This window comes from Paenibacillus sp. 01L418, assembly GCF_056400045.1.
Genome location: NZ_JBFTSN010000031.1, coordinates 16,376 through 34,686, shown reverse-complemented (window position 1 = coordinate 34,686; position 18,311 = coordinate 16,376). Strand labels below are relative to the sequence as shown.

Annotated in this window: 16 protein-coding genes and 1 pseudogene; 13 read left to right on the top strand and 4 right to left on the bottom strand. The window is 41.9% G+C overall.

All coding sequences use genetic code 11. From position 1 onward, the window contains the following. Positions 1–219: 219 nt before the first annotated feature. Both AC1DSE_RS07100 and AC1DSE_RS07095 read left to right on the top strand, forming a co-directional pair. Entirely contained in the window at positions 220–1,461 is a 1,242-nt protein-coding gene (locus AC1DSE_RS07100) for an alpha-L-fucosidase (protein ID WP_477509182.1), read from the top strand. Positions 1,462–1,506: 45 nt separating this feature from the next. Beyond that, positions 1,507–3,324, top strand: a complete 1,818-nt coding sequence (locus tag AC1DSE_RS07095) for a glycoside hydrolase family 35 protein (RefSeq protein ID WP_477527534.1) — start codon at positions 1,507–1,509, stop codon at positions 3,322–3,324. 599 nt (positions 3,325–3,923) lie between these two features. Here AC1DSE_RS07095 and AC1DSE_RS07090 read toward each other — a convergent pair. Beyond that, a complete protein-coding gene (locus tag AC1DSE_RS07090) occupies positions 3,924–4,811 on the bottom strand; it encodes a LysR family transcriptional regulator (RefSeq protein ID WP_477509180.1) in 888 nt (295 codons plus the stop codon). 109 nt (positions 4,812–4,920) lie between these two features. On the opposite strand from AC1DSE_RS07090, the gene AC1DSE_RS07085 reads away from it, so the two are divergent. From AC1DSE_RS07085 to AC1DSE_RS07055, 7 genes and pseudogenes are all read left to right on the top strand, one after another. Next, the gene (locus tag AC1DSE_RS07085; protein WP_477509179.1) at positions 4,921–5,319 is read left to right on the top strand and encodes a tautomerase family protein; all 399 of its coding nucleotides are present in this window, start codon (positions 4,921–4,923) and stop codon (positions 5,317–5,319) included. Between the two features lie 14 nt (positions 5,320–5,333). Continuing rightward, complete coding sequence (locus AC1DSE_RS07080) at positions 5,334–5,663, top strand: carboxymuconolactone decarboxylase family protein (RefSeq protein WP_477509178.1); 330 nt, start codon at positions 5,334–5,336, stop codon at positions 5,661–5,663. 122 nt (positions 5,664–5,785) lie between these two features. Next, on the top strand, positions 5,786–5,929 hold the full coding sequence (locus tag AC1DSE_RS07075) for a hypothetical protein (RefSeq protein ID WP_477509177.1): 144 nt from the start codon (positions 5,786–5,788) through the stop codon (positions 5,927–5,929). Positions 5,930–6,493: 564 nt separating this feature from the next. After that, positions 6,494–7,300, top strand: a complete 807-nt coding sequence (locus AC1DSE_RS07070; protein ID WP_477527533.1) for an acyltransferase domain-containing protein — start codon at positions 6,494–6,496, stop codon at positions 7,298–7,300. Positions 7,301–7,459: 159 nt separating this feature from the next. After that, positions 7,460–8,266, top strand: coding sequence for a helix-turn-helix transcriptional regulator (locus tag AC1DSE_RS07065; protein WP_477509175.1), 807 nt, complete (start codon positions 7,460–7,462; stop codon positions 8,264–8,266). An 82-nt stretch (positions 8,267–8,348) separates the two neighbouring features. After that, positions 8,349–9,317: pseudogene (locus AC1DSE_RS07060) on the top strand (proline dehydrogenase family protein). A gap of 264 nt (positions 9,318–9,581) precedes the next feature. Then, complete coding sequence (locus tag AC1DSE_RS07055; protein WP_477527532.1) at positions 9,582–11,453, top strand: flagellin N-terminal helical domain-containing protein; 1,872 nt, start codon at positions 9,582–9,584, stop codon at positions 11,451–11,453. 107 nt (positions 11,454–11,560) lie between these two features. On the opposite strand, the gene AC1DSE_RS07050 is transcribed toward AC1DSE_RS07055, so the two are convergent. Next, positions 11,561–11,893 carry a response regulator transcription factor gene (locus tag AC1DSE_RS07050; RefSeq protein ID WP_477509173.1) on the bottom strand — a complete coding sequence of 111 codons (333 nt, stop codon included), beginning with the start codon at positions 11,891–11,893 and terminating at the stop codon, positions 11,561–11,563. A 335-nt stretch (positions 11,894–12,228) separates the two neighbouring features. Here AC1DSE_RS07050 and AC1DSE_RS07045 point away from each other — a divergent pair, with 335 nt between their 5' ends. Continuing rightward, positions 12,229–13,401 (top strand): sensor histidine kinase, encoded by a 1,173-nt coding sequence (locus AC1DSE_RS07045; RefSeq protein ID WP_477509172.1) that lies wholly within the window; start codon positions 12,229–12,231, stop codon positions 13,399–13,401. After that, positions 13,394–14,104 (top strand): response regulator transcription factor, encoded by a 711-nt coding sequence (locus AC1DSE_RS07040; protein WP_477509171.1) that lies wholly within the window; start codon positions 13,394–13,396, stop codon positions 14,102–14,104. The genes AC1DSE_RS07045 and AC1DSE_RS07040 overlap by 8 nt, the downstream gene beginning before the upstream one ends. Before the next feature lie 96 nt (positions 14,105–14,200). Here AC1DSE_RS07040 and AC1DSE_RS07035 read toward each other — a convergent pair whose 3' ends face one another. After that, complete coding sequence (locus AC1DSE_RS07035) at positions 14,201–14,527, bottom strand: antibiotic biosynthesis monooxygenase family protein (RefSeq protein WP_339208191.1); 327 nt, start codon at positions 14,525–14,527, stop codon at positions 14,201–14,203. A 299-nt stretch (positions 14,528–14,826) separates the two neighbouring features. Here AC1DSE_RS07035 and AC1DSE_RS07030 point away from each other — a divergent pair, with 299 nt between their 5' ends. Continuing rightward, positions 14,827–16,221 (top strand): alanine/glycine:cation symporter family protein, encoded by a 1,395-nt coding sequence (locus AC1DSE_RS07030; protein ID WP_477509170.1) that lies wholly within the window; start codon positions 14,827–14,829, stop codon positions 16,219–16,221. 98 nt (positions 16,222–16,319) lie between these two features. Here the strand turns inward: AC1DSE_RS07030 and AC1DSE_RS07025 are convergent, their stop codons facing one another. Continuing rightward, positions 16,320–16,934: a methyltransferase domain-containing protein gene (locus AC1DSE_RS07025; protein WP_477509169.1), complete on the bottom strand. Its 615-nt coding sequence runs from the start codon at positions 16,932–16,934 to the stop codon at positions 16,320–16,322. Between the two features lie 269 nt (positions 16,935–17,203). Here AC1DSE_RS07025 and AC1DSE_RS07020 point away from each other — a divergent pair, with 269 nt between their 5' ends. Continuing rightward, positions 17,204–18,019 carry an alkaline phosphatase family protein gene (locus tag AC1DSE_RS07020; protein WP_477509168.1) on the top strand — a complete coding sequence of 272 codons (816 nt, stop codon included), beginning with the start codon at positions 17,204–17,206 and terminating at the stop codon, positions 18,017–18,019. The last annotated feature ends 292 nt before the right edge of the window (positions 18,020–18,311 follow it).

The following is an 18,311-nucleotide window of genomic DNA, read 5'->3' as shown; positions in this document are numbered from 1 at the left end:
AGCAAGTTCATGCTTAGCAGCGATTCCATTGACGATGTACAAGCATGGATGGTAAAAGAAGCGACGAGAATCATTGATGAGAAAGAAACAAAATAAAGTTAAGTGAATTGAAACCGAAATTGAGGAGCTTTGAGCAGTCTAGACATGGCTGCTGCAAAGCTCCTTTTTCTTGTGTCGGATCAATGGCAACTTAAGAGTGCAAGGAAAGGGAGATGCAGCATGGCTAACTTATCATTATCATTATCAGTGCCAACCGAGCAGCAGCGTCGTTGGCAGGATCTTGAACTCGGAATGTTCTGTCACTTTGGAATGAATACGTTTTGTGATCAGGAATGGGGCGATGGGAATGACTCACCTTCTCTATTTAATCCGGCCCAGCTTGATGCCCGCCAGTGGGTGCGTACGGCAAAGGCTGCAGGCTTCCGATACTTCGTCCTTACGGCAAAACATCATGACGGCTTCTGTCTTTGGCCGACCGCAACGACAGACTATTCGGTTGCATCTAGTCCTTGGAGAGAGGGCAAAGGCGATATCGTAAGGGATTGTGCAGATGCCTGCCTTGAAGAAGGAATTGGCTTTGGCCTTTATTTATCACCTTGGGATAGACATGAACCATGTTATTCCGATCCAGAAGCGTATGATCTCTTCTACGCTAGTCAGCTGGAGGAATTGCTAACGGGTTATGGTCCACTCGTTGAGATCTGGTTCGATGGAGCGGGCTCAGAAGGAAGAGAGTATGACTGGAAACGAATCATGAGCTTAATTAAGCAGCATCAGCCCGATGCCATGGTGTTTAATATGGGAGCACCGACGATCCGATGGGTAGGGAATGAGGATGGCCTTGCCCCTTATCCTTGCTGGAATACAGCTGAATCTGCTCGGGTAAGCATGTTTAGTGAAGGAGATCTAAAATGGCTGCCTGAAACACCTCGCTGGGTACCGGCAGAATGTGATGTCCCTATTCGGAAGGACCGATGGTTCTGGCATCCTGAGGAGGAGCATCTGCTGCTTTCCTTGGAGCAATTAATGGACATCTATTATCGGTCGGTTGGCCATGGTGCAACACTGCTTTTGAATGTAACCCCAGATAACCATGGACTTATGCCAGAGGCAGATGTGAACCGGGTTATTTCGTTTGGAAACGAGGTTCGTCGCAGGTTTGATCATCCACTTGCCGAGCTGTTTGGCGAGGGAGAGGTTATCGAACTTGTGCTGCCTCGGAAACTTGTCATCGACCATATCATCACTATGGAAGATATCGCTTATGGAGAACGGGTACGGGACTATAAGATAGAGGTTCAAGTCGGCAATGAATGGATAGAAATGATCCGTGGGAGCGCAATTGGGCACAAAAAAATAGATTTCTTCCAACCAATTTCCACGGACAGAATACGTTTAACTGTACTTGAGTCGGTAGAGCGGCCAATAATAAAACGTTTTGCCGTGTTTAATAGTAATTAGATTCGATGTTAGCATTGGAAACTATTAAGGTTGGGAGAGGAAACCATGAGTCAATTGGAGATTAGAGATGGGCAGTATTACTTGCATGGGGAGCCTTACCGTATAGTGTCGGGTGCCGTACACTATTTCCGTGTCGTGCCAGAGTATTGGAAGGATCGTTTGCAGAAATTGCAGGCATGTGGATTTAATACAGTAGAAACTTATGTTGCTTGGAATGTGCATGAGCCGCAGGAGGGTCAATTTCAATTTGAAGGAATGGCAGACATCGTCCAGTTTATTGAGCTTGCGGGACAACTGGGCTTGCACGTGATTGTTCGTCCCAGCCCATTTATTTGTGCGGAGTGGGAATTTGGGGGATTGCCGGCATGGCTATTGAAAGAGAGTGATATGCAGCTTCGCTGCTCGGATAGTGCCTATTTGGCGAAGGTAGACCTTTATTACGATGTATTAATTCCTAAGCTTGTTCCACTGCTCTCTACGCAGGGTGGCCCGATTCTTGCGGTGCAGGTGGAAAATGAATATGGCAGCTACGGCAATGATACCTCCTATTTGACCTATATTCGAGATGGGCTTGTACAAAGAGGGATAGACGTGCTGCTCTTCACTTCTGACGGACCTACTGACGAGATGCTGCTCGGCGGCACGATAGAGGATGTTCATGCAACAGTGAATTTTGGATCGCGAGTTGCGGAATCGTTCGGAAAGTATCGGGAGTATAGAGAAACAGAACCGCTTATGGTTATGGAGTTTTGGAATGGATGGTTCGATCATTGGATGGAGCCTCACCATGTTCGTGATGCAGCTGAAGTGGCTGACGAATTGGATAAAATATTAGAGAGTGGTTCATCGGTTAATCTTTATATGTTTCATGGCGGAACGAATTTCGGATTTTACAATGGCGCCAATCATATTAAWACGTATGAGCCTACGGTAACTAGCTATGATTATGATGCACCGCTGAGTGAGTGGGGAGATGTGACGAGCAAGTATGAGGCGGTTCGCAGCGTGTTTGCTAAGCACGGCATCGAGCCAGGTTGTGAGATGCCGCAGCCGATTCCTAAATATTCATATGGCAAAGTGACACTGTCAGAGAGCGCGACACTGCTTGATAATTTGGACCAATTATCAGAGCCAGTAAAATCGACAATTATACAGCCTATGGAGAAATTTGATCAGGCGTACGGTTTTATTTTGTATTCGACATGGGTAAAAGGACCTCGATCTGGGCAGAAGCTGCATATTCAAGAGGTTCGTGACCGAGCGCAAGTATTTCTAGATGGCAAGTTATTAGGTGTGGTGGAGCGCTGGGACCCTAAGCCCTTAGATATTAGCATTCCGGAAAATGGGGCAAGACTCGATATTCTTGTCGAGAACATGGGGCGAATCAATTACGGTCCTCGACTTCGTGATCCGAAGGGGATTACGGAAGGAGTGCTCCTTGATAATCAATTTTTATACAATTGGACGATTCGGACGCTTCCCCTTTGTCCTGATTCTTTATCATCTGTCCGCTACGAGAGAACGAATGCTCATGAATTACATGTAGAAACTCCTGCATTTTACAAAGGTTCCTTTGAGGTAGAAGCGATCGGGGACACTTTTTTAAGATTTGATGGTTGGAATAAAGGCGTAGCATGGATTAATGGCTTTAATCTGGGACGGTACTGGGAGATTGGACCTCAGCGTGCGCTTTATATCCCAGGGCCTTTGCTGCGAAAGGGACGCAACGAAATTGTTTTTTTTGAGCTGCATGGTTTCTTGACTGAGCCTGTAATCACGCTTAGCGACCAGCCTGATCTAGGGGAATCCGCAGCGGTGGATGACCGGGTGTTGAATTTTGTGCAAGATGAGCAGACAACCTAAATCTAGCTTTAACCCTAGGGTTTAGCGATGAAGTAAATCAGAGGGTGTTCCAAAAGCAATAAGCTTCAGGGGCACCCTCCAACAAACCTAGCCGTTTTGCACACTGTAAGAACCTATGTGTGTTTATTGCTCCATTTCCTGCCTCGACCATACGCCTCAGCAACTCTATAAGCGCATATATGTTCTTACAGACTACAAACCTAGCCGTTTCACACGCTGTAAGAACCTATGCGTGCTTATTGCTCCATTTCCAGCCTTGACCATATGCCTCAGCAACACTGTAAGCGCATATATGTTCTTACAGACCACAAACCTAGCCGTTTCGCACATTGTAAGAACCTATGTGTGCTTATTGCTCCATTTCCCGCCATGACCATACGCTTCAGCAACTCTATAAGTGCATATATGTGCTTACAGACCACAAACCTAGCAGTTTCGCACACTGTAAGAACCTATGTGTGTTTAGCTCCATAACCCGCCTCGATTATACGTCAAAATTCACTTGCCCGCCATTTGCTTAAGTGAGCATCAACAGACCCAAAAGAGAAAGATGCCATCATAGCTTCTGGTTGACCTTATTTTTGGTGCTAAACGAAAGCTCAATACACTTCATTTCGCCGCAGTTCCTCTTTTACATATTGCATGAAAAGATTTTTGGATGATGAATTATACTCCGTGTTACGTAATTGCAGCAAACCGACTGGAATGGTTGAATTCTTCAGTTCAACGTGAATTTTCACAACATTCGTGGGTAACGCTGTTGAATCTAGAACGGCTCCAACGGAAGGTATTCTCTGAACGAATGAAGGAATAGCCGAAATTTGATTCACCGTATATAGAAAAGGGGTTTCGGTGTAATGGGAATATTGCTTAGCTAACCGCAGATAATACAAGCAGGTATTTCCTCCAACGATCATTTGATAGTTAAGCAGTTCTTCAAAGGATATTATTCCGTTTCTTTCAGCCAAGGGATGGTTGTTCGCTACAATGAAGGAAATATTCTCGTTATATAGAGGCTCAAAACTAAATGAAGAAAAATCGGCAGGCTCTCCGCATATGGCAAAGTCCAGTTGGTTCTGGAGTACCGCTCGTGACAAGGAGTCGGTGTTCCCGCTGACAAAGTGACATGATACTTTTGGTTTAAGTTCCTGGAATTGCCGCAGTGAGCTTGGCAGCACATGCTCGAATATCGATGCTAGTCCTCCGACGCGCAGGGAGCCAATCTCCTCTCTTTGCAAAGCTTTTGCTTGCTCAGTTACATGGTTCCAGTGTTGAATGAGCTTGTCAATTTCCACGGCAAAAATTTGTCCAGAAGCGGTTAACTCTGCATCCCATCCTCGCTTAAATAGCTGGATGCCCAATTCCTTCTCCAGCCGCTGGACTTGATTAGTAATCGTAGACTGCGCGTAATTCAATTTTGCGGCCGCTTTGGTGAAGTTTCCTTCTTGAATAATGGTTCGAAACGTAATTAGTTCCTTTAAGTCCATAGCACATATCTCCATCGGTATAATTGAATTAAAATATCATTTTATTCAATTATACAAATAAATTAGCGGGGAGTAAAATTAAGTTATCCCATTGAAGGAGTGATATAAAATGCCATTCATCAGAGTAAGTTACATGGAAAACCAATATGGGAAAGAACAGCTACCCATCATAAGCCAGGCGATTATGAATGCACTAATTCAGCATTTTAACGTGCCGGAGAATGATTGCTTTCAAGTTTTCCATTCACACAAAGAAAGCGAGTTTTATTTTAGCCGGAATTACTTAAATATAGAGCGAAGTGACGGGCTACTCTATATTCAAATTACGCTCAAATCCGGAAGAAGCACCGAGCAGAAAAAAAGCTTTTACGCAAAGTTAGCCGAACGATTATCAAATACGCTTAACATGAGGAAAGAAGACGTTTTCGTCGTACTGGTCGATACGGAATTCGAGGACTGGTCATTCGGTAACGGCGTAGCACAAATGATCGAACGTCCAGACAACTAAGGGGAGGCATAAGAATGAAACATCAAAAAATCAAATCAACTGCCCGAGAATCGTTTGGGGATATTGCACCTACTTTCGTGCGATATTCGGAAGAAGTACTCTTCGGTGACGTGTGGAGAAGAGAACAATTATCGCTTCGGGAACGCAGTCTCCTTACGATATCAGCACTAGTCACCGGTGGACTTACAGAACAGCTCTCTTATCATCTCCGCCTTGCAAAAGAGAACGGTCTGACCGAAGAAGAACTGATCGAAGCGTTGACCCATCTGGCGTTTTACGCTGGATGGCCGCGAGCTGTGTCGGCGATTCAAGTTGCGAAGGAAGTATTCGAGGTGAACATATAAAGATGGAACACGCCAATTCGGGCGTGTTTTTTGTGTATAAGGATGTCCATGGGTTCACTAGAATCATGATATACTAAAGCTTATGGAATAGTTAAGTTTAAGCCTAAGAGGAGGACACAAGCATGTCAACTGTGACCTTTTACCGCGAGGATTCGCTGCCTTTTTTGGAAGCAAAGCGATGTATGAGGAGCGATCTTGCCTATCAAAAGCATTTTCATATGGATGACCGGGTGTTAAATTTTGTGCAAGATGAGCAGACAACCTAACGGTAAGAGGTTTTATCTTGAGGTAGTTTAAGGCCAGCATGTGGTTAACTACCTTGTTATCCTGCACATATGCAGTAACTTATTCCTTATAAGCGTGTATACCTCACCTATCCTGTATATTTGCAATAAAATGTTGAAAACTTCAATGGTTAGCTAACTAATCGGTCTCTATGTTGTATGGTGTGCAACATAGACGCCTATCCGCATCGCATACAAGCCTCTACCCTGCATATATGCAGGATAGAAGCGATTGGTGAGCTTGAGTGTGAAGTATATTTGGTTCTACTTGCTGTATATACACATCAGCGAAAAGGGTCTGTTCTAAAGGTAGCTACAGCTACTTTCGGGATAGACCCTCTCTCTTTGACGATAACTATTGGCAGCGGTAGACTTTGAGAGGGGACAAATGGGTTGACAAGATAAAAGGAAAATTAATTGAATAGATCAAAACTTTACTCTTGATGAAAAAATATTCAAGGAGTACAATTTTTTCAATATAATCAGGGGAGATTGACTATAAATAAATCTTTTACCTGATTTGATGAAAAAAGAGGTGGAATTGTCTTGGACATAACAAAGTTTTGTGAGGGGATTAGGCTTAACGAGGCTGCTCGGCGGCAAGTATATGCGTATCCTATGAAGGAAGAGGAGTATAGTCAATATAAACAACATTTTCTTTCAGATCGATATTCAATTTTTGAAAAGGTAAAGCAAACAAAAGGTTATCKGAAATTGTTATTGTATTTATTTGTTAGATTTGCTGTAGATGCGTATGAGGAGTACCAGATACGAGGGATTAGTGATCAATATTATTATGATACCTTCTCAGATATTCAGATCTGGTGTTTAAACTGCAAGCGAGATTTTAATGAATACGGAATCGAGGAATATAATTGGCTGCAGGAGCATGTTCAGCTTCGTTTATTCCGATTGGGCAGATTGCAATTTCAGCCTTTTGCTATAGATCGTGATTTAGAGGTAGAAGGACAAAAAATATTTAAAAATCAAATTGTGCTTAATGTACATATTCCACAAGGCGAACCTCTTTCTCAACAGGGCGTAGAAGAGTCCTTTGAATTAGCCAGAGTTTTTTTTAGAGGAATATCTCCAGTGTACATTTGTCATTCGTGGCTGCTTTATCCGGATTTAAATAAGATTTTAAGTCATGGCTCCAATATATTGCAGTTTCAAAAGCATTTTTACATCTATGATATCGATGAGGCTTCAAGGGAAGCAGAGCAAAGAATATTCAACCGATTAAGTGCAGACCCATTCAGTTATGAAGAGGAAACAAGCTTACAGCGCAGTGCGAAAGCATTTCTAGTTGCTGGGAACAACCTAGGAAGCGGTTTTGGAATTAAGCTGGACTAAGAAAAATTCAATTGTGAAACTCCATCATACGCTACTAAGAAGAACACGCCAATTCGGGCGTGTTTTTTTGTGTATATGGATGTCCATTGGTTCACTATAATCATGATATAATAAAGCTTATGGAATAGTTAAGTTGAAGCCTAAGAGGAGGACACAAGCATGTCAACTGTGACCTTTTACCGCGAGGATTCGCTGCCTTTTTTGGAAGCAAAACGATGTATGAGGAGCGATCTTGCTTATCAAAAGCATTTTCATGAGGAATATTCGATTGGACTTATAGATGAGGGTGAAACGAGCGCATGGTGCGATGGAACGCTGCTTCAAGTTGAAGCGGGAAGGGTCATTAGTTTTCCGCCGAAAATGATGCATGCTTGTCATCCTCTTGATGATATGGAGTGGCAGTACAAGATGCTTTTCATCAAGCCCGAATGGTTTCAAGGCCTTAATCATACAGAGCTTGGCCAGCTTGATATCCCGTACTTGCTGGAAGAGGGTAAAAATAATGTTTGTCGATTGCAAATAAACCGGACGATGGAGGCACTTATTAGCAAAGGTACTCCGCTTGAAATCGAAACGGCTTTAATTGAGCTGGTACAAGCACTCGTTAGTCAGAATACGGAAGATCTTGAACATGAATCACAGCGTAAACAGGATCAAAAGTACGTCAAACTGATAAAAGAGTATCTGCATGCGCATTATGACGAAAATGTTACGTTGGAACAGCTGGAGAATGAAGCGGGTATCAGCAGATTTCATCTTGTTCGTCTATTTAAGAAATGGAGCCATCTGCCTCCGCACGCTTATCAGATTTTGCTGAGAATCAATCATGCAAAGCTGGAATTGACCAAGCAGCGACCAATATCCGAAATTGCAGCAGAAGTGGGCTTTTATGATCAGAGTCACTTTTCGAAAGCATTTGTCAAAATCGTTGGGGCAACGCCGCAAAAATATGCTTTGTCTATTTGAAATGGAGCAATTTTATACAATACCGCTTCCTGCCTAGCTTGTAAACTTAGATTTACTTGAATAAAGGAGTGGTTGAACCATTATGCATTACAGATCAGACTTAGAAAAACAATTTACAGCAGCGCTCAAATCTATCGCTCGTCGTCCTGACCTAAAGTCATATGTGGAGCAAACGCCAGAGCTGAACCAAATGCTGCGACGTGCAGCTGCTCGGTATGTAACGGGTGAAGCAAGGCAAGATGGAGTTGAAGCAGCAAGCGAGCTTTCCTCCTAAGGATACGCGGTATCACTCGAGTATATCRGCGAGAATAYAGCTGATGTCGCTGAATGTGAGGCAGCAGTTGCAGAAATGATGACGCTCATCCATGAAGCTCGGCAAAATGAGCTTTCCGCACGAGTATCATTTGATCTATCACATATCGGGCTCTCGCTGGATAAGGAGCTTGCTTATTCGAATCTTATGAATCTAGCTGAGCAGGCGCAGAAAGCTGGTGTTGAACTATTCATTAGTATGGAAGAGTCCTCGAAGACGGACAGAATACTGTCTATTTTTGAGCGAGCAGCTTCTATTTATCCGAATGTCGGCATTACGTTGCAGGCGCATTTGAAAAGAACACCGCAGGATTTGGCAGCTATATCCTCACCTAGCCGTATCCGCATCGTCAAAGGCGCGTATCAAGAATCCAGTGAATACTCGTTACCTCGTACTCCTGCGCTAAATGATCGTTATGTTGAACTTGTCGAGAGCGCGCTCCGCCAAGGACATCGTGTATCGATCGCTACCCATGATGAGTCTATTATTGAACAACTTCTTAATCAAGGAGTGGGATCAAGCTCTAATGCTGAGTTTGAAATGCTGTATGGCATTCGTCCAGATTTGAGCAGCAAGCTGAAAGCAGCAGGATATCCGATCAGGATTTATCTTACTTATGGACATGAATGGTATTTGTACTTGTGCCATCGCATTGCGGAGTACCCGCCGAATCTTTTTCAAGCTGTCATAGATACGGTAAGTCATGAGGGAGTCCAGCCTGTGCAGTCGTATGAGTGAAGGAGCTTAGTGGTGTGATGCTTTCGCGCGAGAGCAACTATGCTGAAGTACACTATAAAATAATCGTAAAACGCTTGAATTTTCGAGCGTTTTTTTGTTTTTTGCTTGTTTATAGAAAAATGAGCACCTAAGGAAATTTATTTTAATGTTTGGGAGGTTTTGGGTACATTGGTCTAGAATTGTAGATATAAGTAGTTCCGAAGTCTGTGTTTTAACTGTAAACTAATTAAACTTTCGCTTGATAAACGAACTGGAGAAGCCATAATGATAATTAATAATAACCCATCTGCTATTAACGCTCATAATAGTTTAAAGAAAAATAATATCCAAACATCTAAAGCATCGGAAAAGCTGTCTTCGGGTCTTCGCATTAATCGTGCAGCTGATGATGCAGCAGGACTAGCCATTTCAGAGAAGATGAGAGCTCAAATCAGAGGGTTAGATCAAGCACATAAAAACGTTCAAAATGGGATATCGCTTATTCAGACTGCTGAAAGCGGATACCAGGAAATAACGGATATTATTCAACGACAAAGAGAATTGATTATTCAAGGCATGAATGATACGAATACGTTTGAGGACAAGCAGAAAATTGACCAAGAAATTCAACAGCTTAAAGAAGAAATAAATAGAATTGCTACCCAAACGGAATTCAATACCATTAATCTTTTGGGACGTGATGACTTTCAAATATTAGCCGACCGTTCAAGTCATACGATTAAAGTAAATACATCGGGACCGTTTCCTCCAACGACTATAATTAATGAACGGACAACATCCTTTTTTCCAATTGGTATGACTGAGGTTCCCGTAACCGCTCAATCTTCGAATACGAATACAACGATCGGTAACGTTAACAATTTTAACGCTTCAGTCACACCCATTACTTCACCTGATGAACGTGAGGGGTATAACAATTACGAAAAAAATGAACATATCCATACAGAGACAACAACTACAGGTACCTATTATTATGGAAGAGAACTAGTCAGCGATCCTAGATATAAAGAGCTTGATATTAAGCATTTCTCTATTAATAATGTGTTTTTTCAGACTGAGCTTATTCCAAGTGGAACTACAGTCGGACAGTACCCTGATTTTGGCGGATTTGAAGATCGGTTCATAACTGTTGAAATAGACGGTATCTCTCATACTCTTGATAACTTTACTTTAACGAGCTCGGCTATAACCTCGAGTGCGATTACAGCTGTTTATGAAAAAGATGGTATTGAAATTGAAAAGATTATGTCGACAGACGGGTCGGCTTTTAAAGCAGAGTTTAAAATTAGAAATCATTCCGGTATAGATGATAAACAAATTAAATTTAGTGCTGGTTTTAAGCCGGAATACGACGGATCATATAATATTTCGTCCTCCAGCGGAGTTCCCACAGGCGTTACTGCTAATCAAACGGAAATACCGAGTTCAGGGACTGTGTTTGAACTATCAAATGATCTTGTGAATTACGATTTTTCATTCCTGAATGGCGGAAGCTACGTTAAGCCTAATACATTAACAACGGGAAGCGATATTTTGCAATCGGATAACTTAGGTCCCAATTTCATCACTCCGACATGGGGAACGACGGATCTTGATGATGGCGCTGTTTTAGAATTTGGCATTGTGCTAAATCATTTTAATTTTAAGAAAGATGTTTACCTCGTAACGAATAAAACGACAAGTCAAATTGATTCAATTATTGAAACGGTTACTACGGACATAAAGGATGTTGACTATATTCCGCCTCGACTTGATATTCAAATCGGGGCAAACGAAAATCAATCGATAATTATTCCCCTTTTCAGTGTGAAGCTGGAAGGATTGGGTATTGCCAATATGTCTATTTTACCGCCGGCCATACCTAGTGAATCGCTAGCTCAAGCAGATCATGCCATAACAAGAGTTACAAACTATAGAACGATTTATGGAGCATTGCAAAATCGATTAGAACACACAGCGAACAACTTAGGAAATTATGCCGAAAATTTAACCGCAGCAGAATCACGAATACGTGATGCTGATATGGCAAAAGAAATGATGGATTTAACCAAATCGCGTATTCTGAATCAAACGGCACAMGCTATGCTCGCTCAGGCTAATCAAAATCCACAGGCTATTTTACATTTGTTCCAGTAACATGAAACCTACCTTTATGGTAGGTTTTTCATGTTGTTAGGGCATCTACATTTTCGCTATTGGTTGTGGATTGGTTAAATGGCTGCCGTATGGCAGGAGGATTGCTTTTAAGAGGATAAGGCATGGAAGAGCAGCAGTGAAAATAGTTTACGCATGGATCGAGCGCCAATTTTGTTCATTAGATTTGATAGATGATTTTTGACCGTCTTTTCACTGATCACGCATTTTTCGGAGATCTCGCGATTAGTAAAACCATATACAACGGAAAGGATGAGAATTTCTGATTCGCGCTGTGTAAGGCGATAACGAGTTGCAAAACTTTGCATAACAAAATCTAATCTTCGAATTAGAAAATCGTTAACATCTTCATTTTCTATATCGTAATTATTATTAAATATCGCTTCATGTGACGGTTTCTTAATTTCATAGGAGAGTTTCACTGTTTATACTTACCTTCTAGTATTAAGCGGATTGAGAAAAACACACTTAAAATGAGAAGCAAACAACCGATTGCGTTCCATACTATCACAAGCATTTCTACAAGTCTCCCTTGAACTTTTTTACTCTCACCTGCAGAAAAAAACATTGCTAATCCTAATTGTTTATCCAACTTTTCTCATTATAGATAATACGAAAGGCTTATTCTAGATGAAGAAGATCATTAGAAAATCGCTTTTTCGTCATTTTTCGACTGCTTTTACCTCGAACATATGACTTAAGTCATGTTTATGATAAAATAAATGGTAAATCTATCATCCCACTCGGGGGCATTACTATGGATGTACAATTAAATAACAAAATGACTCACATCTTGTTCATCATTGTAATAGGAGCGACGATTTGCTTATTGTTTCATACGAGCAAGCTATCTGCTTTGCTTTTATTGCTGGTATGTACGTATATAGCAATCGTCTTCATTCGAAATTACATCCTAAAGATTAACCTAGAAGGATGGATAGGCATATTGAGCTTATCTATTCAATTAATCTTGGCATCTGTTATATCAATAGGGTCGGACAGCTTTTTTGCACAAATTTATATTTTAATTCTCGTTGGAGAATTTAGCTTTTATCACAGCAGAAAACTGTCCATTATCTTTACTACGTTGAGCTATGCTAGTTTTGTACTAGGACTTTTGGTTTATCGCCAATTCCCGCCCTTTAAAGAAATAGCTTATATGTTGCCTCGAATCATCGACTACTTTGCAATTTTTGGGATAAGCCTCCTTGCAAAAATTGCTTTTCAGCAAAAGAATCAGCTGGCCAAAGACAATGAACAGCTGCGAATCGCATCCATTGAGTTAGCAAAGAAAACACAATTACAAGAGCGGACTAGAATATCCCGTGAAATTCATGATTCCGTTGGACATACGTTAACATCAGCGTTAGCCGGCCTGCAAACAGCAGTACATGCGATTGAGAAAAACAATTATGCGATTGCAAAAGATATGATCAATAGAACGAAAGAATATATTCATAATGGTTTGGATGATGTGCGAAGCTCAGTACAGCTGCTGCATGAAAATGTTCTAGATCAACCTTTTATACCTGAGCTTATTAAGCTGATCGATGAAACGAAGAGACAAACTCAGGTGGAAATTACATGCGAGATTGATGCCGCATTGCCTGAACTGCTGCCAATAGTCGAAATAACGATTTATCGGGCATTGCAAGAAGGCCTTACTAATGGTATTCGGCATGGTTGCAGTACCCATTTTGAGTTTTCGCTAACTCATCGTGATGGGCAGATCCGGTTTATTTTATCCAATAACGGAAAAGTTCCATCGCAATTTGTTCATGGTTTTGGTTTGAAAGCGATGAATGAGCGAGTGAAGGAAATTGGCGGAGAACTAACGATTTTGAACGAGCGTGCTGCCGATGGTGTAGCACTAGACATAAGCATACCTATTCAGACGAAAACGATAGAGCGGAGGGAGCAAATTGTCTAAAAGAACGATTGTGATAGCAGACGATCAGCCCTTAATTCGCGATGGTTTGGCAGCTATTTTAAGTATGGAGGAAGAATATTTAGTTGCAGCTACAACGGGTGATGGGTTGGCAACGATAGCGCAAGTACGATTGCACCGTCCTGAGCTGGTTTTGATGGACATCCATATGCCGAAGTTAGATGGTTTGGAAGCTACAAAACGAATCAAAACGGAATTTCCGGATACCAAAGTGCTCGTTCTTACAACATTCGAGGATGAAGAATACATATGGGAAGCGATACGGCATGGAGCTAACGGCTTTTTAGTTAAAGGGGTTGAGACTAAGAAGCTTCTCTCTACGATTCAGGATTGTTTAGAGGGGAGAATCAATTATCCCAGTCGTATTCAGAAACGTCTTGTACAGGCTCTTAACTTTCCAGAACAGCATGAACAAGGATCACCCAAACAAATTTCCGAGCCTTATTCAATCGAGCAGACTGATGACATGCTGAATGGTTTGTCCGCACAGGAACGAAATATTGTAATGCAATTGAAACAAGGGAAGTCGAATCAAGCTATCGCTTCTGAATTGTTTTTAACGACGGGTACAGTAAAAAATTATTTGAGTGCGATTTATAAAAAACTGAAGGTTTCGAGCCGAACGGAAGCAATCGCATATCTTCATCATTCTTCGGGAACATCATCACCCCCGAGTTCTACGTAGTCGATTGCCGAAAAAGCTGATTTTGGGATAGCCCGAAGTCAGCTTTTTTGCGTAGTCGTACGATGTATTTTATGATGCGGCGCCATGCTTATTTGTTTAGTTTTTTTCRAAACCATAATCCCGTTCGACCTTGCAAACTCTTGTTTTGTAACTGCTATACCATTCCGCTATTCCTTGTTGTTGTGCGACCAAATGCCGTTCATTTTGTTTCCATTTTTGTATCGCTTCAAGGGATTCCCAATAAGACACGGTAATGCCTAGTCCTTCTCTCGCACTTTCTACACCAAGATACCCCGGTTGAACGGAAGCAAGCTTCACCATTTCATCCGCCATTTCCTTGTATTGGTTCTCAATTGCTGTTCGTTCTGATGTAAATATGACAGCATAATAAGGCGGTTGTGGCGTTTTAGCAATTTCACTCATGATTTGCCTCCTTGAATTTGTACATATAAAGTTTAAAGAAAATAATTATACAGTTGTTCTTATCGAAAATAAACAACAGGATGAGCAGAAACCAATATGTGTATTTTGAAAAACATAACGTTTGTGCTATCATAGTTTCTTCCGAATATTAGATTGATGGTAGCAAAAGATTACATATTCCTACACAAATGAGTATTCGAGCAATCACATCAATAGATGAAATTATATTGTTATTAATTCCTTGCCTTGGGAAGTATAACTATGAATGGATTCTTAGAACGACATCGAGAGGGAAACAAATGGAGCAAATGATTCAAGATTTAATTGGTATTGTGAATGATTTTTTATGGTCGAAGCTGTTGATTGTTATGCTTATTGCAATTGGCCTTTACTTCACCCTGCGGTCAAATGTACTGCAATTGCGTATGTTAAAGGAAATGTTCCGTCTGCTGTTTGAGTCCACAAGCGGTCCGCGCGGCAGCATTTCACCATTTCAGGCGTTTTGCATTAGTATGGCAGCTCGTGTAGGAACAGGGAATATTACCGGAATCGCTATCGCGATCGCGTTAGGTGGACCAGGGGCTGTGTTCTGGATGTGGATCATCGCGATTATTGGTTCAGCCTCAAGCTTCGTAGAAAGTACGCTTGCTCAGGTTTACAAGATTAAGGACGGAGAGAGCTTCCGCGGAGGCCCAGCTTATTATATGCAAGCGGGTTTAAAGAAGCGGTGGATGGGCGCCTTATTTGCGATCTTAATTACGTTGTCCTTCGGGCTCGTATTTAATGCTGTGCAGTCGAACACGATTACGATTGCTTTTGAGAACTCTTTTGGCACCAATCGACTGGCAGTGGGATTGATTATGACAGCGATATTTGCTGTTATCATTATTGGCGGTGTTAAGCGGATCGCCAAGCTATCCGAATATATTGTGGTTGTGCTGGCGGTTTTGTATATTGGGGTAGCTCTTACGATTGTTGTGATAAATATTACAGATATGCCGGCAGTGCTTGCTTTAATTGTAAAAAATGCGTTCGGAATAGAACAAGTAGCCGGCGGCTCACTTGGCGCAGCGCTTATGCATGGCGTAAAACGCGGTTTATTTTCTAACGAAGCAGGGATGGGCAGTGCACCCAATGCTGCAGCTACCGCAACGACCAGCCATCCGGCGAAGCAAGGCTTGATCCAAGCGCTTGGTGTTCTGTTTGACACCTTAGTCATTTGTACGAGTACAGCATTTATTATTTTGCTGTCAGGCGTATATGAACAGCAGGGACTAGGCGGAATTGAACTCACGCAAGCAGCTCTGAGCGTACATATGGGTTCATGGGCATCGGGATTCCTAGCCATCATGGTTTTTCTGTTCGCGTTCAGCACATTGATGGGCAATTATTATTATGGGGAAACGAATATTGAGTTTCTCAACACTAGTAAAGTCTGGTTATGGCTATACCGTATTTGTGTGCTGGCGATGGTCATTTTCGGGTCGGTTGCCAAAGTGCAGCTTGTCTGGGATTTAGCAGATTTGTTCATGGGACTGATGGTGGTGGTCAATCTCATCGCCATTACTCTTTTATCACGAATCGCCTTTGATGTGCTGCGGAACTATATGCAGCAGAAGAAGGCAGGGCGTGATCCACAATTTGTTAAGAGCAGCGTCAAAGGTTTGGAAGACGTGGAATGCTGGGATGACTGAGAACCGCATTATGCACAAAGATAAATAAAAGGAGTGTCCTACAGGTCAGAAGTAATGACTTGTAGGGCACTCCTTTTTGTATTTATGGTCATCATCAATCACTTTTCTCTTTGCAATATGATGAAGCTCGCAGATGATAAATGCTTATGTTTTTGTTCGATAATACGCTCAACTTTGTAGTTGCTATAGGCTTTCAAATGATTTAAAATATCCCGATCTCGAATCGTCGGCACGACGTTTGGCTCGTCGGCGCTTGTAATTCGTGTATATAAAATGACATACTCCGCCTCGCATGAGAAAATGTCGTTCAACGTTTTGTTGAAATCATGGTCATCCGTAATATGGTAAAGAACGTCTAAACAAACGACGAGCTCGCATGTTAGATAACCATGGTTAACGAAGTGTCGAGGGTTGTAGGAGAGAAAGCTTTTGGAGCGATCACCGGCAAATCTTTGCGCGCAAATATCGATGGAGGAATTGGCTACGTCCAAACCTAAATACTGTTCATAGCTCATTAATGATATTTGGTTTCCATCCCCGCATCCGAATTCGATTACCTTTTGAATCCCATGTTCGCTTATAAAAGAATTAATTACCTCCGCTTTAAAGTCCGCCAGCACACCGTAAGAGCCGCTGCCTGATGTGCCGCCTTGGGAGTAATTGTTGTCCCAATACGTCTTATAGTCAAATGGCGTCTTTGGTTCTTCGGTCATGTTGATCATTAGCCTCCTTTTATTTCATCCATTTCCTTGGCCTCCACCATTATATGTATAACAGCTTTTAAGTGAACCGAAGCAAAGTCCTTATAATAGAAAACAACAAAATATTCAAAAAATAATAAAGCAAAAACTAAAAATGTGTTTTTAGTTGTTATTAGTTGTTTTTATGTTGACTTTGTAAAGGTAGGTGAGTATGATAAACATGGAAATCATGAGTCGGATTGGGGTAGCACTTATTTCATATAGAAGAGGAGAAATGATGAATGGAGAAAATAGCACGGGTGTTCATTATAGGTTGGGATGGAGCAGGGAATTTTGTGAAAGATGCGCATACACCTAATTTGGATCGATTAATTCGTACAGGTACGTTCACATTTGACGCTCAAACGGTCTCACCAACGATTAGTGCGCAATGCTGGGGATCGCTTCTTCACGGAGTAGGTCCTGAAAAACATGGTCTTACGAATGATATCGCCAGTGAACATACGTTTCCCGAGCAATCGCAATATCCTTCCATTTTTCGAATCGTTCGGGATAACATGCCAGATGCCAAAATGGCGGCGTTCAGCGTCTGGAATCCAATTAACGATGGCATTATCGAATCGACGATTGGTGTGCATAAAGTATCGATGAATGACCGTGAGCTTTCGCTTGCGGCTGCTGAATATATTAAGGGGAATCCCGATGTGTTGCTGATGTTTATCGGCTTAGACTTACCCGATGGAGCGGGGCACCAGCATGGATTCAATACACCTGAACAGCTGCTTGCCATAGAAGAGACGGATGAAAGTACAGGAATCATATTACAAGCCATTGAAGAGACGGGACTTCTGAAAGACAGCTTGATTATTGTCGTTTCCGATCATGGGGGCGGCGGAGAGCAGGCTTATCAGCATGGCAGCGATCACCCACTGGACAAAACGATCTTCTGGGGCTGCACTGGCCCTGGAATTAAACATAATGCCACGCTTCAAGGTGAGCTAATGATTACAGATACGGCGGCAGTTGTTCTCCACGCACTAGGGCTCAATGCAAGAAGCTGGGAGGCCAAGCTGCCTGAAGGCCTTTTTAATCCTTGATCTTTTTTATTCAAAAGCTATGCCTACCCAAAAAACAGCGCGTCCTTAACTAAGGAACGAGCTGTTTTTTTGGGGATATAGACAAATCATTACTAAATTCGTGATAAAAGATGAGCTATTTTCGCTAATATAGGTGGCTTTGTGAGTGAATCTGACAACATTAACAGGAGCATATTTTACGCACTTAAACACTGCGAAAATTGCAAAAATAAGTCATTTAAAATAATAATTAACTGCTGTTGACTTCCTTCTAACGAGGAGGTAATATAATTTTTACAACATTGTATACGCT